This is a genomic window from Sandarakinorhabdus sp., from assembly GCF_031422795.1.
Taxonomy (GTDB): domain Bacteria; phylum Pseudomonadota; class Alphaproteobacteria; order Sphingomonadales; family Sphingomonadaceae; genus Sandarakinorhabdus.
Map to the genome: position 1 here is coordinate 1 of NZ_JANPML010000178.1, position 14,787 is coordinate 14,787.

The following is a 14,787-nucleotide window of genomic DNA, read 5'->3' on the forward strand; positions in this document are numbered from 1 at the left end:
GGTCAAGGCCAATGTGGAACGCTGGGCAGATGACACTGCGCCCAACTGCCCCTATTACACGGCGGTGCCCATTCCCAAATCTTCTATCAGGCGCCTCCCCGAAACCCTGATCAACCGCATCGCTGCCGGCGAAGTGGTGGAACGGCCCGCCAGTGCCGCCAAGGAACTGGTGGAAAACGCACTGGATGCCGGCGCGCGGCGCATTGCGGTGCGGCTGGTGAACGGCGGCATTGATGGCCTGGAAGTGGCTGATGACGGCATCGGCATGGCGCCCGACCAGTTGCGGCTGGCAGTGGAGCGCCACGCCACGTCGAAACTGCCCGACGAGGATCTTTCGGCCATTGCCACCATGGGCTTTCGCGGCGAGGCGCTGCCCTCGATCGGCTCGGTCGCCACCCTGTCGCTGACCAGCCGACCGGCCGAAGGTGAAGGCTGGCGGCTGGTGGTGGACAATGGTCGCATCATCCACGACGGTCCGGCCAGCGCTGCGCCGGGCACTGTGGCACGGGTCGATGGGCTGTTCGCCCAGGTTCCAGCGCGGCGCAAGTTCCTGAAATCGCCGCGTTCCGAGCTTGCGGCCTGCCTTGATCACATCCGCCGGCTGGCGATGGCGCGGCCGGATGTGGGCTTTGTGGTCGAGCATGAAGGCCGACGCCTGCTGAACCTGCCGCCGTTGCCCGATGCGTCACCAGTGTCGACGCTGGCGCGGCTGGCGGCGATCATCGGCCCGGATTTCGCGGGCAATGCGGTGGCCGTCGATCTGGAACGCGACGGGCTGCATCTGGCGGGGTTGGCCGGCATCCCAACGTGGAACCGCGGCGTTTCCGATCACCAATTTCTGTTTGTCAATCAACGCCCTGTGAAGGATCGCCTGCTGGTTGGCGCGCTGCGCGGGGCCTATCAGGATCTGCTTGCCCGTGATCGCCATCCGGTGGTCGCGCTGTTCCTCGATGTGCCCAGCGACTTCGTTGATGTAAACGTCCACCCGGCCAAGACAGAGGTGCGCTTCCGCGATGCAGCCCAAGTGCGCGGCATGATCGTTTCGGGCCTGCGCCGCGCGCTGGATGAGGCCGGGCACCGCGCCAGCACCCAGATATCCAGTGCGGCGCTGGCTGCGTTCGTGGCCGAACCGCTGCCGGCGGTTGGCGGCCCATATCCGTTCGCTGCCGGCGCGCAGCCCGCCGCTGCCGGCCTGCAACCTGCCGTGGGTTGGGCTGAAGCGCCGCGCCTGTTCAACCAGTTGCCGCCGGCTTTTGCGGCGTCCGGCCTGGCGGTGGCCCCCGCGCCCTCTCCCCAGCACTTCCCATTGGGTGCCGCGCGCGGGCAGGTGGCGGCCACTTATATCGTCGCCGAAACCGACGACGCGCTGATCATCGTCGATCAGCACGCCGCCCACGAACGGCTGACTCTGGAGCGCATGAACCGCGCTTTGGCCGGCGGCGCTGTCGCCTCCCAGGCGCTGCTGGTGCCGGAGGTGGTGGAACTTGATGAGGTTGGCGCCGGCCGCGTCGCCGACCGCGCCGACGAACTGGCCGAACTCGGTCTCGAGGTCGAAGCCTTTGGCCCCACCGCCATCCTGGTCCGCGCCACGCCGGCCCTGCTCGGCACCTGCGACGTGCAGGGCCTGATCACCGATCTCGCCGACGATCTTTCTGCCTTTGGCCGCGCGCTCAGCCTCAAGGAGCGGCTGGATGGGGTCGCGGCCACCATGGCCTGCCACGGCAGTGTTCGCGCTGGCCGATCCTTGAGCATTGCCGAAATGAACGCCCTGCTGCGCGAGATGGAAATCACCCCGCACTCCGGCCAATGCAATCACGGCCGGCCAACCTGGGTGCGCCTCGCCAAGACCGATATCGAAAAGCTGTTCGGGCGGCGCTGAATGACGCTCTATGATCGCATCGGCGTCGATTATGACAATCTGCGCCGGCCAGACCCGCGCCTGGCAGCACCCATTCACACCGCCTTGGGCAATGCCCGGCGCGTCCTCAATGTCGGAGCCGGCACCGGCAGCTATGAACCGGTTGGCCGCGCGGTGGTCGCGCTCGAACCATCGGCAGCCATGATCGCCAAGCGCCCGCCCGGTTCGGCGCCAGCCGTGCAGGGCGTGGCCGAAGGCCTGCCGTTTGACGATGCCAGCTTCGATGCGGCCATGGCCGTGCTCACCGTCCATCACTGGACCGACAAGGCCGCCGGCCTCGCCGAGTTGCGGCGCGTCACCACCGGGCCGATTGTCATCGTCAGCTGCGATCCGACAGTGCGGCCATGGCCGGTCGATTATTTTCCCGGTCTGGCAGCGCTGGATGACGTGGCCATGCCGCCACTCGCGCTGTTCGAAACGGTGCTGGGGCCGGTGGAGATCACCCCGCTGCTGGTGCCGCACGATTGCAGCGATGGCTTTCTTTACGCCTGGTGGCGGCGGCCGGCGGCCTATCTTGATCCGCGCATCCGGTCGGGCAGTTCGTCGTTCTGGATCATCGACGGTGTGGCAGCCGGGGTTGCCCGGCTGGCGGACGATCTGGCCAGCGGGGCTTGGGAACGACGGCACGCTGATCTGTTGCAGCGCGATGCACTGGATGTCGGCTATCGGCTGATTGTCGCCCGCTGATGTTGCGAACCACTTGCATTAGCAATCGACATGGTTGATAACGCTTCGCAGTAACGCCACTCGATTCGCAGGTATCTCGTGATCGTCTGTGTCTGCAATGCTCTGAAGGAACGGGACGTACGCGAAGCCGCGCGCGTGGCCGGCAAAAGCTGCCCCAAGGCGGCCTTTGCCCAGCTGGGCTGCAAGCCCAAGTGCGGGCAATGCCTGCCTTTTGCTCAGGAAATCCTTGCCGACATTCACGCCCGGGCCTGAACGATCGCGCTGCCAGCGCTGGCGCAACTGATATTGCAAGTGCGTATCACTTGTAAGTATCAGAAAAAACTGGCTTTTTCTTGACACAGATCAAGAACCCCGTCATTGCCGCCCCATCAAACGGGAGAATGACCATGCGCGGTGATGCAAAGGTAATCGAATTTCTGAACGCCGTGCTCAAGGGTGAGCTGACGGCGGTCAACCAGTATTGGCTGCATTATCGGCTGCTCGACAATCTGGGCATCAAGAAGCTTGCCGATTACGAGCGGCACGAATCCATCGACGAGATGAAGCACGCCGACAAGCTGATGGAGCGCATCTTCTTCCTGGAAGGTCTGCCCGGCATGCAGGCGCTGAACCGGCTGCGCATCGGTGAGACGGTCGAAGAAGTGTTGCAGGCCGATCTGGAACTGGAATTCGAGGCGGTTGCCCTGCTCAGGGATGCCGTTCAGCATTGCGAAGCGGTGCGCGACTTTCCCAGCCGTGACCTGTTTGCCTATATCCTCACGTCCGAGGAGGAGCACATCGATTTCATTGAAACGCAGCAGGAAATGATCAAGCAGATGGGCCTGCACAATTATATCCAGCTGCAATCGCGTCCCGCCGGCGATTGAGGGGGGGGGACGGGAACCCCTTACCCCGCTCGCGCCAAGGGGCGCGAGTCGACCCTCTCCCCAGATGGGATAGGGGCAGCAAAAGGGCCGCCGCGGGGTTCCACGGCGGCCCTTTTGTGCCTGGACAGATCAGCCGCGCGTCGTGGCGTACAGGCTCCACAGGCCGGCGATTTCTTCCATGCCGCCCTTTTCACTTACGCCCTTGAACGCCGCAATCGCAGCGCCTTTCTGGCCGCCCTTCACAGCGGCAATACCCTTGAAGACCCGGGCATAATCGGCATCTGCGCCGTTGGCGGCAATCGCCTTGTCGTAGGCAGCCATCGCCCTGGCATAATCGCCAATGCCAAGAAACGCGTTGCCGCCCTTGAAGGCCGTTGCCGGCGCGGCTGACAGCTTGACGGCTTCCGGGCCTTCCTTGGCGACGCCGGCAGCGGCGGCTGCAGCCAGCTTCTGGCTCATCGGATCGGTGCCGCCGCCGGTCTTGTCGAGCGCGGCCTTGGCCACGGCGGCCTGGCCGTTGATCAGGGCAAGGCGGGCGAAATCCTGCAGATCGGACGTGCGTTCGAGCGTGCCGGTGGTCAGCATCAGATGATACAGCGCCAGCTTGGCTTCGGACCGCATGTTGTGGCCCTGCAGTTCGGTCAGCAGCACCTTCCAGCGCGACGGCGACGGATCCGATTTGATCAGGCGAGTGGTGGTGGCCAGATAGGCCTTTTTGTCGCCCGATTTATACTGGGCACCGGCCAGATTTTCCAGATAGATGGCCTTGGCGCCGTTGTTGGCGATCAACTTGTTATAGGCAGTGATTGCCGCCTTGTGGTTGCCCTGGCGGGTCATCGCCTGCGCCACCATGATCTGGCTGGCTTCACCGGGGCAGTTGCGCGCGATGCTCACAGCCTTGTCGAGCTGGCCGGCGCGATAATACAGCGGGCCAAGCTGGTTGCAGGGCGCGCCAACCTGTTCCAGCGCGGCAGCGGCCTGGCCATATTGGCCAACAGCGGTAAAGGCATAGCCGGCCATCTGCGCGGTCTTTTCCCGCTCTTCAGCGGTGTTGGCGGCGGCGCGGGCCTGGCCGATGGCAGCAGCAACGCCGCCGGCATTGCGCGACCTGGCAGCAGCGGCCGCGGCGTTCAGCGCCTTACCAACGGCAGGCGACACGGCGGCCGCAGCTGGAGTTGCAACTACCAGCGCGGCGGCAGCGATCAGCAGGCGGGCATCAATCTTCATTGGCAATCCTTGGCTGTTCTTGATCGGAAATCATGTGGAGCGGCGACCTGTGTGGCCACCAATCCGCGTACCAAGGTGGTCGCATGAGGTTTGCCAGCCGATGAACGGCCGTGCGAATCCCCTCGGCTCCTCCCTGAGCACAAGTTTCAGCCCATAGCGAAATGGTGGCGGCATGCAACGGGGCAAAGTGCTGCTTTTGGCCAATGTGTCGCCGGGCGCCGGGTGGGATGGTTGCGCCGAAAGGGCGAAGGGCCTAATCGGCGCGCATCAATGCGTGACAGCGGGAGACGGATCATTCGCGCCTTCATCTTTCCAGGCCAGGGTAGCCAATCGGTGGGCATGGGCAAGGGCCTGGCCGATGCCAGCCCCCACGCCCGCGCCGTGTTTCAGGAAGTGGACGAGGCGTTGGGCCAGCATCTTTCGCGCCTGATGTGGGAAGGCCCGGAAGACGAGCTGACCCTGACCGCCAATGCCCAGCCAGCGATCATGGCGGTGGGCATCGCCTGTTTGCGCGTGCTGGAAAATGAAGCCGGGGTGCGGCTGGCCGACAAGGCGGCTTATGTCGCGGGCCACAGCCTGGGCGAATATACGGCGCTGTGTGCCGCTGGCAGCCTGGGGTTGGCCGATACGGCCCGGCTGTTGCGGTTGCGTGGGCAGGCGATGCAGGCAGCGGTGCCGGCAGGCGTTGGCGCGATGGCCGCACTGCTCGGGCTGGATTTCGAAACGGTGACGGCGATTGCGGCAGAAGCGGCGGGCACGCAGGTTTGCGCGGCCGCCAACGACAATGCCACCGGCCAGGTGGTGGTATCGGGCCATGTCGAGGCGGTGGCGCGGGCCATGACGCTGGCACGCGCCAAGGGCGCGCGCCATTCGGTGCTGCTGCCGGTATCGGCCCCGTTCCACTGTGCCTTGATGCAGCCGGCGGCCGAAGCGATGGCGGCCGCGCTGGCCACGGCGCCGCTGGCCGCGCCCACGGTGCCGCTGATCGCCAATGTGACGGCGGCGCCGGTGACCGAACCCGACGAGATTCGCCGCCTGCTGGTGGAACAGGTGTGTGGCACCGTGCGCTGGCGCGAATCGGTGCTGGCGATGGCCGAACTGGGGGTGACGGGCTTTGTCGAACTCGGCGGCAAGGTGCTGGGGCCAATGATCCGCCGCATCACACCCGATGTGCCGACCATCACTGCGGCCGACATGGCAGGCGTTGAAGCCATCGCCAGGGAAATCTGATCCCTCTCCCCTTGCGGGAGAGGGCGACTCGCGCGCCAGCGCGGCGGGGTGAGGGGTCTCGCCCATCGTGACAGAAAGGAACATCGGATGTTTGATCTGACCGGAATGACTGCGCTGGTGACCGGCGCCTCAGGCGGCATCGGCAGCGCGATTGCCAGGGCGCTCAGCGCGCGCGGGGCCCGGGTTGCCCTGTCCGGCACCCGCGCCGAGGCACTGGCCGCTGTTGCCGCCGAATGCGGCAATGATGCGGTGATCCTGCCGTGCAACCTGTCAGACAGTGCCGCTGTTGATGCGCTGGTGCCGCAGGCCGTTGCGGCGCTTGGCGGGCGGCTGGATATCCTGATCGCCAATGCCGGCATCACCCGCGACAATCTGGCGATGCGGATGAAGGACGAGGAGTGGTCGGACGTGATCCGCATCAACCTCGAAGCCACCTTCCGCCTCTATCGCGCCGCCGCCAAGCCGATGATGAAGCAGCGGTTCGGCCGTCTGATCGCCATTACCAGCGTGGTGGGTGTTACCGGCAATCCGGGCCAGGCCAATTATGCAGCATCAAAGGCCGGGCTGATCGGCATGTCAAAGGCGCTGGGGCAGGAACTGGGGTCACGGGGGATTACGGTCAATTGCGTGGCACCGGGGTTCATCGTTTCGGCGATGACCGACGCGCTGCCCGACGCGCAGAAAAATGCGCTGACGGGGCGAATCCCGGCAGGGCGGCTGGGTTCTGGCGATGATATTGCGGCGGGTGTTGTTTTTCTGGCCTCGAAAGAGGCTTCGTACATCACGGGCCATACCCTGCACATCAATGGCGGGATGGCGATGCCTTGATGGGCGCGGCCGGCGGCAGAGCCGCCGAGTCCGCTGGGGTTTGAAGGAAGTGCAGCAAGGAAGTGCGCGGCAAAGCCGCAATGCCTGCCCCGGACTTGATCCGGGGTCGAAGCCGACCGGCCTGAAGGCCGGGCGTTTCGCACGCTGGCCGCGCTGGCCGCGCTGCGCTCTTGCCACAATTTCGCCATCAGGCTATCGCCGGCAAGTAACTGCAAACCAACCCACGGCGGACACACCGCCGCCAACACAGGGGACGAAAAATGAGCGATGTCGCCGAGCGCGTGAAGAAGATTGTTGTGGAGCATCTGGGCGTCGAAGCCGACAAGGTGACCGAAGCCGCCAGCTTCATCGACGATCTGGGCGCCGACAGCCTCGACACGGTCGAGCTGGTGATGGCGTTCGAAGAAGAATTCGGCGTGGAAATCCCCGACGATGCCGCCGAAAAGATCCTCACGGTGGCCGATGCGATCAATTTCATCGGTGCCAACGGCAAGTAAGATCAGGTTCGAAGGCCGCACGCTGCGGCCTTCCCACCCAGAAGACTGGGCTGGCCGCCCGTTTGAGAACGATGGGCTGGCAAAACAGGAAACGGCCCATCGCTTGAACAGAAGCGGCGGGCCGTTTCGTGCCAAATGGGCCTTTGATTTTTCACAGGACCCAACCCCCAGCACCGGCAGGGCAAGCCGGTTGCGCAGATGAATGGAATGCCGATGCGCCGTGTCGTGATCACCGGTCTGGGTTTGGTCACCCCGCTTGGGGCCAATGTCGAAACCGCTTGGGCCAATATCCTCGCCTCGCGATCGGGCGCCGGCCCGATCACGCGTTTTGATGCGACGGATCATGCCTGCCGCATCGCCTGCGAAGTGAAAGCCGGCGACGGCTCCGGCATGACCTTCGATGCCAACCAGCGCGTCGATTACAAGGTGCAGCGCCAGGTCGATCCGTTCATCATTTACGGCATCGATGCCGCTGGCCAGGCCATCGAAGACGCCGGCCTGACCGACATGACCGAGGAAGAGCGCTTCCGCGCCGGCTGCTCCATCGGCAGCGGCATTGGTGGCCTGCCGGGCATCGCCAGCGAATCGATCGTGCTGCACGAAAAGGGCCCGCGCCGCGTGTCGCCGCATTTTGTGCACGGCCGGCTGATCAACCTGATTTCCGGCCAAGTTTCGATCAAATATGGCCTGATGGGCCCCAATCATGCGGTCGTCACCGCCTGTTCGACCGGCGCCCATGCCATCGGCGATGCCGCGCGCATGATCGCGCTGGATGATGCCGATGTGATGCTGGCCGGCGGTTCGGAAAGCGCGCTGTGCCCGCTGGGCATCGCCGGTTTCGCCCAGGCCCGCGCGCTGTCGACCAATTTCAACGATGATCCCACTCGCGCCAGCCGCCCCTATGACAAGGATCGCGATGGCTTTGTGATGGGCGAAGGCGCCGGCGTGGTGGTGCTGGAAGAATATGAGCACGCCAAGGCGCGCGGCGCCAAGATTTACGGCGAAGTGATCGGCTATGGCCTCACCGGCGATGCCTATCACGTGACCGCGCCGCACCCGGAAGGGTCGGGCGCCTTCCGTTCGATGCAGATGGCGCTGCGCAAGGCCGGGCTGAACCCCGAAGACATCGACTATATCAATGCCCACGGCACCTCCACCCCGATGGGGGACGAACTGGAACTGGGCGCGGTCAAGCGGCTGTTTGGCAGCGCCATCGACGGTGTTTCGATGTCGTCCACCAAATCGGCCATCGGCCACCTGCTGGGCGGTGCTGGCGCGGTGGAGGCAATTTTCTGTTTGCTCGCCCTGCGTGATCAGGTGGCGCCGCCGACGCTGAACCTCGATAACCCTTCGGAAGCCTGCATCGGCGTCGATCTGGTGCCGCATATCGCCAAACAGCGCCGCATCCGTGCCGTGCTCAACAATTCGTTTGGCTTTGGCGGCACCAATGCCACGCTGGTGATGCGCGGCGTCTGAGTCCGCAGATGCGCCGCGCCGCCCTCGCCTTTGTTGCTCTGCTGCTGGTGGTGGGGCTGCCAGTCGGGTTGGCGCCGTGGTTTGGTTGGGACAACGCGCCGGGGCCGGCGCAAGCCTTTGAAGTGAAGCGCGGGGCCAGCCTGTCCGGCGTGGCGCGCGATCTGGAAAAGGCCGGGCTGGTGTCGTCTGCCGGGCAGTTCCGTCTGTTGGCGCAGCTGCTGGGCAGCGATGCACCGGTGCAGGCCGGGCGCTATCGGCTGCGGCCTGGCACGGCGTGGCAGGCGATCCTGGGCGTGCTGCAAAAGGGTGACGTTGAACGCTCCACCGTCACCATTCCCGAAGGCTGGCCATCGGTGCTGGTGGCAGAGCGGCTGAACGCCGTGAAGGGCCTGACGGGCAAGGTGGAAGTGCCGGCTGAAGGCAGTATCCTGCCCGACACCTATGAAGTGAAGCCCGGCGAGGACCGTGCTGTGGTATCAAAGCGCATGCAGACAGCGATGATCAGGATTCTGGATGATCTGTGGCCCAAGCGCACGGCGCGGGCAGTGGTGAAGAGCCGGGCGGAAGCCGTGGTGTTGGCCAGCATCGTCGAGAAGGAAACCGGCAAAGCCAGTGAACGCCGAACCATTGCCGGGGTTTACAGCAATCGGCTGCGGATCGGCATGAAGCTGGACGCCGACCCGACGGTGATTTACCCGATCACGCAAGGGCGCCCGCTGGGCCGGCGCATCCGCCGATCGGAACTGCAGCGCGACACCGGTTACAACACCTATCTGAAGCCCGGCCTGCCCAAGGGGCCGATTGCCAATCCGGGGCGGGATTCGATCATGGCCGTGCTCGATCCGGCGGAGACCGACGCGCTTTATTTCGTTGCCGATGGCAGCGGTGGGCATGTGTTTGCGAAAACCTTGGCCGAACAGAATGCCAATGTGGCGCGCTGGTTTGCCCTGCGCCGCCAGCGCGGTGAAATGTGAGCCGCAAGCCCGCTTTTGGACGGTCATCGCCGGCCAGGCGCCGCAAGCCGGGCCTGCTGATGTGGCTGGCGCGCGCCGCGGCGCTGCCGGTGCTGGCATGGATGCTGGGCCTGATCTGGTTCAGCCTCACCTTGCCTGGTGCAGCGCCGCTGGGCCTGAAAAGCGACGGCGTGGTGGTGCTGACTGGCGGCGCCGGCCGTTTCCGGCGCGGGCTGGCAGTGGTGGAGGCTGGCGCGGCGCGGAGAATGCTGGTGTCGGGCGTGGGTGAAAAAACCAGCCGTCGGCAACTGGCGGCCGCCTTTGGCATCGCGACGCGGCGGCTGCGCACCACCGATCTGGGCTATCAGGCGGTGAACACGCGCTCCAACGCCGAAGAAACCGCGCGTTGGGTGAAAACCAACCAATTCACCTCGATCCGGCTGGTAACCAGTGCCAGCCACATGCGGCGCGCCCGGCTGGAACTGTCGCGGGTACTGCCCAAGGGGGTGACCGTGCTGCCCGATGCGGTGCCATCAGAACCCAAGGCACCGGGGATTGCCTTTGAATATTCGAAGTGGTTGTTGCGGCGCATTTCCCTGCTTTCGGGCGCATTGCTGGCGGGGGCGGCGTGACGCTGCAACACAAGCTGGCCTTGGCGCTGGCGACGATGCTGGCCTGCGTGCGGACCATCGTTTTCGTGATCGTGTTTCTGGGCGGTTCCTTGGCTCTGGTGCCGCTGGCGTTGCTGCTCGGCCTGTTGGGTAGCGGGCAAAGCCTGTTCATCGGGCCAAAGCTGTGGGCGGGCTGGTTCCGGCTGACCAGCCGGGTGATCACTGGCATCAGGATCGAGATTGAAGGCGAAATTCCGCATGGCCCGCACCTGTTTGCGCTGAAACATGAAAGTGCGGTGGAAGCCATCCTGACGCTGTGGTGGTTTGAACGGCCGGCGGTGGTGATGAAGCAGGAACTGCGCAGCATCCCGATCTGGGGGCTGGCATCGGCGCGCCACGGCTCCATCTTTGTTGATCGCGCCGGTTCGGCCGGCATGCTGCGCGAGATGATGCGGCAGGCGCAGGCGGCGGTGGCGCAGGGCCGCCCGGTGGTGATCTTTCCAGAAGGCACACGGGTGGAGGTGGGTGAAACGCCGCCGCTTGCCGCCGGTTTTGCCGGGCTCTACAAGATGCTGAAATTGCCGGTGGTGGCTGTTGCGCACGACAGCGGCAGCGTCTGGCCGAAAAGTTTCATCAAATATCCGGGCACCGTCCACATGAAAGTGGCACCGCCGATCCCGCCCGGCCTGCCGCGTGCCGAAGTGGAGCAGCGCGTGCATGCCGCGATTAATGCCTTGCAGGCAGAGGGCCGCACATGAAACGCCGCTGGCCGCTGATCCTTGCCTTGTTGCCGCTGCTGCTTGGCATGGCGGTCTATGGCCAGGTTTGGCGCGGCTGGGCGGCGGCGTTTGAAACCACATTGGCGCGCTGGTTCCCCGGCAGCGGGGCGCAGGTGGGCGGTTTTCCTTATCGGCTTGAAACGGAATTGGCGGGCGTTACGCTGGCCCACCGGGGCAGCACACAGCTGGCGCTCACGGTGCAGCAGCTCCGGATGAACCGCGGGCCATGGCGGCCGGAATTGACCGTGCTGCAAGGCCAGGGTGTGGCGTTGGCGGCGGCTGCAGCCGGGCTGTCAGCGAAGGTTTCGGCCCCATCGGCCACCGCCAGCCTGAAGCTGGTGACCGATGCATCCGGTCTGGAACGTCTGGGCCGGCTGTCCATCATGTTGCCCGGGGCGCGTGGCACGCTGGAACTCGGCAATGGCACCGCGTTTCAGGCCGAGACGCTTGAACTCCATGTCCGGGAGATTTTCGGTGCGCCGAGCCTGGCGGAACCCGCCAGCCCGCGTCTGCCCCAGCGCGGCCAGTTCGTGGTGGGCGCCACCGGCGTGGCCGTGGGACAGGGCGCACCGATCAGCCTTGCGGCCGATGTGACGGTGCGTGGCAGCCGCCGTCTGGATGATTATCGCCGCTGGGCCGAAACCGGCGGCAGCCTTGATCTGGTGATGACCGGCAGTGATGCCACCGGCGAGATTTTCAAACTTGATGGGAGTGTGGTGCCACTGGGTACTGGCACGCGGCTCGCGGGCACGATCGTCACCGTCTGTCCGCTCAGCGTGCAGGCGGCGTTGAACGGTAGCACGCCGCCAGCCGAACAGCGCCTGCGTGCACCGATCCGGCTGGCGCTGGAAACAGCGCTGCCAGCCCCAAGGGCTACCATTGGCCCAGTGGCGCTTTCAGGCCTGCCGGCTGATCTGGCGACCCGGCCGCGGCGCGGACAAGTGCCGGCCTGCCCGCGATTGCGCTGAAGCCTGCCCCTCCCCCATTTGGGGGAGGGGTTATCCGCCTGTTATTTGGCGATGCCGATGGCGATTTCGCTCACCCAACCCTTGGTGCCGAGTTCATCGGCAACTTCCCAGAAACCGGCCTGCTTGTTGCCCGTGGGATAAAGCATCGAACCGCCGTCGAGCGGCTTGACCACCTTTGAACTGAGCGCCGGGCCGGCGAACATGCGGCCGGCATTCTTCATCACCACAGCGCGTTCAGCCTGCGCGCCGCCGACTGCGGCTTCCAGCCCGCCCAGATCGGTGACCAGCTTGGTGAAGGCATCGAGATAGGCCAGCGCCACGACCTGACCGATTTCGGTATCGGCATAGCCGCCAGCACCAGCCGCGCCCAGCACGCCGCCGCCAAACAGGCCGCCGCCACCGCCAAAGCCGACATCCTTCTTGGTGGCCTGGCCTTCGGTGACGAATTCTTCCGACGATTTGTTGTTGACGACTTCCAGCGTCACGTTGGCCGAACGTTTCTTGACGCTGATGCCGCCCAGCAGCGCGCCGCCGATGCCGGGCACGAACGCGCCCAGCAGGCCGCCGGCGTTGAAACCGCCCTTGTTGCGGTTGGCGGTGACGATGTTGGGAATCAGGGTGAAATCAGCCTGCACCATCTGGCCCTTGCCGATGGTGCCACCGCCGCGCACTTCACCGCCCGCGGCAAGCGAGCGTTCGGTCTGCATGGCGGCCATGCCGCGCTGCGAGCGATTGACCAGCTTGAAACAGCCGGATTTCTGGGCATAAACGCGCAACAGCGCTTCGGGATTGCCCAGGCCCAGGCCTTCCCACCAGCGGTTTTCCGCATCGCTGATGCCCATTGTGCCAATTGGTTTGGCGCAGGTCGGCAGTTCGGCGGTTTTGGCCGCTCGCTGCTTTTCGATGCCGCCCTTGCGGCCAGCGTCGATCTGGGCAGAAGCCGGAACGGCCGACAGGGCCATGGCAGCAGTAGCCATTGCAGAAACTATGTTGAACAGACGCTTTGTCATCAAATCCCCCGAACAGCTTTCATGTGTGTGGCGACCGTTTGCGGCCTACCACCCAGTTACGCGACCCCAATCCATTGGATGCAGTATCGCATGGGCAGGCAGACGCTTGCAAAGCCGAAATTCATCAATCTGGCGTAATCTGGTGCTGTTCAGCGCGGCCGAAATCGGCTTGATCCGTGTCTTGCCCCTGATCGATGATCGATCGGCGGATAGCGCGGGTGCGGGTGAACAGGCTTTCCAGCGCATCGCCATCGCCCCAGCGGATGGCGCGCTGCAGGGCGACCAGATCCTCGGTAAAACGCCCCAGCAGTTCGAGCACGGCGGTGCGATTGCCCAGAAACACATCGCGCCACATCACTGGATCGCTGGCCGCGATGCGGGTGAAATCGCGGAAGCCGCCGGCCGAATATTTGATCACTTCCGATTTGGTCACCTCTTCCAGATCGCTGGCGGTGCCAACGATGGAATAGGCGATCAGGTGCGGCAGATGGCTGGTCACCGCCAGCACGCGATCATGGTGGGCGGCATCCATCACATCGACCTTGCTGCCCAGCCGTCGCCAGAATTCGGACAGGCGTTCCACCATGGTGGCATCGGCGCGCGGTGGCGGCGTGATGATGCACCAACGGCCTGTGAACAGGCTGGCAAAGCCGGCATCCGGCCCGGATTTTTCGGTGCCGGCCACCGGATGGGCGGGAATGACGTGGACGCCGGGCAGGGCAGCGCTGAGCACGATCAGCACATTTTCCTTCACCGAACCCACGTCGCTCACCACGGTATCGGGTGCCAGTTCCGGCGCGATTTCAGCTGCGACATCGGCCATGGCGCCCACCGGCACGCACAGGATGACCAGATCGGCATCCACCACGGCCGCACCGGCACCATCGGCCACATCATCGGCCAGCCCCAGTTCGGCGACGCGCTCGCGGACCGCCGAACTGGCATCGCTCACCACCAAATGCACGGTGGGCATGGCCGCACGGATGGCGCGGGCCAGCGACGAGCCGATCAGGCCCATGCCGATGATGGCGACCCGCGAGAACGGCAACATCAGGCGTTTGCTCCGGCGCCTTCGACATAGTCGCGCAAGGCGGCTGCGACGGTGCGGGTTTCGCCTTCGGTGCCGATGGAAATGCGCAGGCAGCGCGGCATGTTCTGCACGGCGAGATAGCGGCAGATGATGCCGTGATCGAGCAGCCAGGCATTGCAGTCCGCCGCCGATACCGGGCCGTCTTCCGGGAATTCGATCAGGATGAAGTTACACGCCGACGGGATGGCGCGCAGGCCGGCGTTGCCCAATTGGGCAATCTCGCCTTCCAGCCAGCGGCGCAGGCGGATGGTTTCGCTGCGCACCAAGGCAAGATGCGCCTCATCGCCCAACGAAGCGACCGCTGCGGCCTGGCCGGTGCTGGTGACATTGAACGGCCCGCGCACCCGTTCCATGGCGGCGATCAGCGGCAGGGCAGCGACGGCCCAGCCGACGCGCTGCGCCGCAAGCCCGTGGATCTTCGAGAAGGTGCGGGTGACGATCAGATTGGGTAGCGTTTGCGCCAGCGCCAGCCCGTCTTCATATTCGCCCTCGACAAATTCGGCATAGGCGCAGTCCAGCACCAGCACGACATCGCTGGGCACGCCGGCGATCAGGCGGTGGATGTCGGCGGCGGGCAGCAACGTGCCGGTGGGATTGTTGGGATTGGCGATATAGATGACGCGCGTGGCCGGGGTAACAGCGCGCAA

General features: G+C 65.1%; 16 protein-coding genes. 12 read left to right on the forward strand and 4 right to left on the reverse strand.

The features are described from left to right. Nucleotides 1–64: 64 nt before the first annotated feature. From mutL to bfr, 4 genes are all read left to right on the forward strand, one after another. Nucleotides 65–1,879, forward strand: coding sequence for a DNA mismatch repair endonuclease MutL (mutL, locus tag RMO81_RS06450; protein WP_310474981.1), 1,815 nt, complete (start codon nucleotides 65–67; stop codon nucleotides 1,877–1,879). Further along, a complete protein-coding gene (locus tag RMO81_RS06455; RefSeq protein ID WP_310474967.1) occupies nucleotides 1,880–2,605 on the forward strand; it encodes a class I SAM-dependent methyltransferase in 726 nt (241 codons plus the stop codon). Nucleotides 2,606–2,683: 78 nt separating this feature from the next. Beyond that, nucleotides 2,684–2,857, forward strand: a complete 174-nt coding sequence (locus tag RMO81_RS06460) for a (2Fe-2S)-binding protein (protein ID WP_310474968.1) — start codon at nucleotides 2,684–2,686, stop codon at nucleotides 2,855–2,857. Between the two features lie 134 nt (nucleotides 2,858–2,991). Further along, complete coding sequence (gene bfr, locus RMO81_RS06465) at nucleotides 2,992–3,471, forward strand: bacterioferritin (protein ID WP_310474982.1); 480 nt, start codon at nucleotides 2,992–2,994, stop codon at nucleotides 3,469–3,471. Nucleotides 3,472–3,600: 129 nt separating this feature from the next. Here bfr and RMO81_RS06470 read toward each other — a convergent pair whose 3' ends face one another. Further along, nucleotides 3,601–4,698: a tetratricopeptide repeat protein gene (locus RMO81_RS06470; protein ID WP_310474969.1), complete on the reverse strand. Its 1,098-nt coding sequence runs from the start codon at nucleotides 4,696–4,698 to the stop codon at nucleotides 3,601–3,603. 294 nt (nucleotides 4,699–4,992) lie between these two features. On the opposite strand from RMO81_RS06470, the gene fabD reads away from it, so the two are divergent. The 8 genes from fabD (at nucleotide 4,993) to RMO81_RS06510 (ending at nucleotide 12,040) form a co-directional block, all read left to right on the forward strand. Beyond that, a complete protein-coding gene (gene fabD / locus RMO81_RS06475) occupies nucleotides 4,993–5,928 on the forward strand; it encodes an ACP S-malonyltransferase (RefSeq protein ID WP_310474984.1) in 936 nt (311 codons plus the stop codon). A gap of 87 nt (nucleotides 5,929–6,015) precedes the next feature. Next, complete coding sequence (gene fabG, locus RMO81_RS06480; RefSeq protein ID WP_310474970.1) at nucleotides 6,016–6,756, forward strand: 3-oxoacyl-[acyl-carrier-protein] reductase; 741 nt, start codon at nucleotides 6,016–6,018, stop codon at nucleotides 6,754–6,756. A gap of 260 nt (nucleotides 6,757–7,016) precedes the next feature. Continuing rightward, nucleotides 7,017–7,253, forward strand: coding sequence for an acyl carrier protein (locus RMO81_RS06485; protein WP_017668290.1), 237 nt, complete (start codon nucleotides 7,017–7,019; stop codon nucleotides 7,251–7,253). 213 nt (nucleotides 7,254–7,466) lie between these two features. After that, nucleotides 7,467–8,729 (forward strand): beta-ketoacyl-ACP synthase II, encoded by a 1,263-nt coding sequence (gene fabF, locus RMO81_RS06490; protein ID WP_310474971.1) that lies wholly within the window; start codon nucleotides 7,467–7,469, stop codon nucleotides 8,727–8,729. A gap of 8 nt (nucleotides 8,730–8,737) precedes the next feature. Then, complete coding sequence (gene mltG, locus RMO81_RS06495; RefSeq protein WP_310474972.1) at nucleotides 8,738–9,703, forward strand: endolytic transglycosylase MltG; 966 nt, start codon at nucleotides 8,738–8,740, stop codon at nucleotides 9,701–9,703. Further along, the gene (locus RMO81_RS06500; RefSeq protein ID WP_310474973.1) at nucleotides 9,700–10,314 is read left to right on the forward strand and encodes a YdcF family protein; all 615 of its coding nucleotides are present in this window, start codon (nucleotides 9,700–9,702) and stop codon (nucleotides 10,312–10,314) included. Before mltG ends, RMO81_RS06500 begins: the two co-directional genes overlap by 4 nt. Continuing rightward, nucleotides 10,311–11,051, forward strand: a complete 741-nt coding sequence (locus tag RMO81_RS06505) for a lysophospholipid acyltransferase family protein (RefSeq protein WP_310474974.1) — start codon at nucleotides 10,311–10,313, stop codon at nucleotides 11,049–11,051. The genes RMO81_RS06500 and RMO81_RS06505 overlap by 4 nt, the downstream gene beginning before the upstream one ends. After that, nucleotides 11,048–12,040: a hypothetical protein gene (locus RMO81_RS06510; RefSeq protein ID WP_310474975.1), complete on the forward strand. Its 993-nt coding sequence runs from the start codon at nucleotides 11,048–11,050 to the stop codon at nucleotides 12,038–12,040. The genes RMO81_RS06505 and RMO81_RS06510 overlap by 4 nt, the downstream gene beginning before the upstream one ends. 41 nt (nucleotides 12,041–12,081) lie before the next feature. On the opposite strand, the gene RMO81_RS06515 is transcribed toward RMO81_RS06510, so the two are convergent. The 3 genes from RMO81_RS06515 to RMO81_RS06525 all read right to left on the reverse strand — a co-directional run. After that, nucleotides 12,082–13,017 (reverse strand): CsgG/HfaB family protein, encoded by a 936-nt coding sequence (locus tag RMO81_RS06515; RefSeq protein WP_310474977.1) that lies wholly within the window; start codon nucleotides 13,015–13,017, stop codon nucleotides 12,082–12,084. Nucleotides 13,018–13,174: 157 nt separating this feature from the next. Then, complete coding sequence (locus tag RMO81_RS06520) at nucleotides 13,175–14,101, reverse strand: prephenate/arogenate dehydrogenase family protein (protein ID WP_310474978.1); 927 nt, start codon at nucleotides 14,099–14,101, stop codon at nucleotides 13,175–13,177. Next, the coding region (locus RMO81_RS06525; RefSeq protein ID WP_310474980.1) for a histidinol-phosphate transaminase at nucleotides 14,101–14,787 on the reverse strand (687 nt) is incomplete at its 5' end. The genes RMO81_RS06520 and RMO81_RS06525, both read right to left, overlap by 1 nt.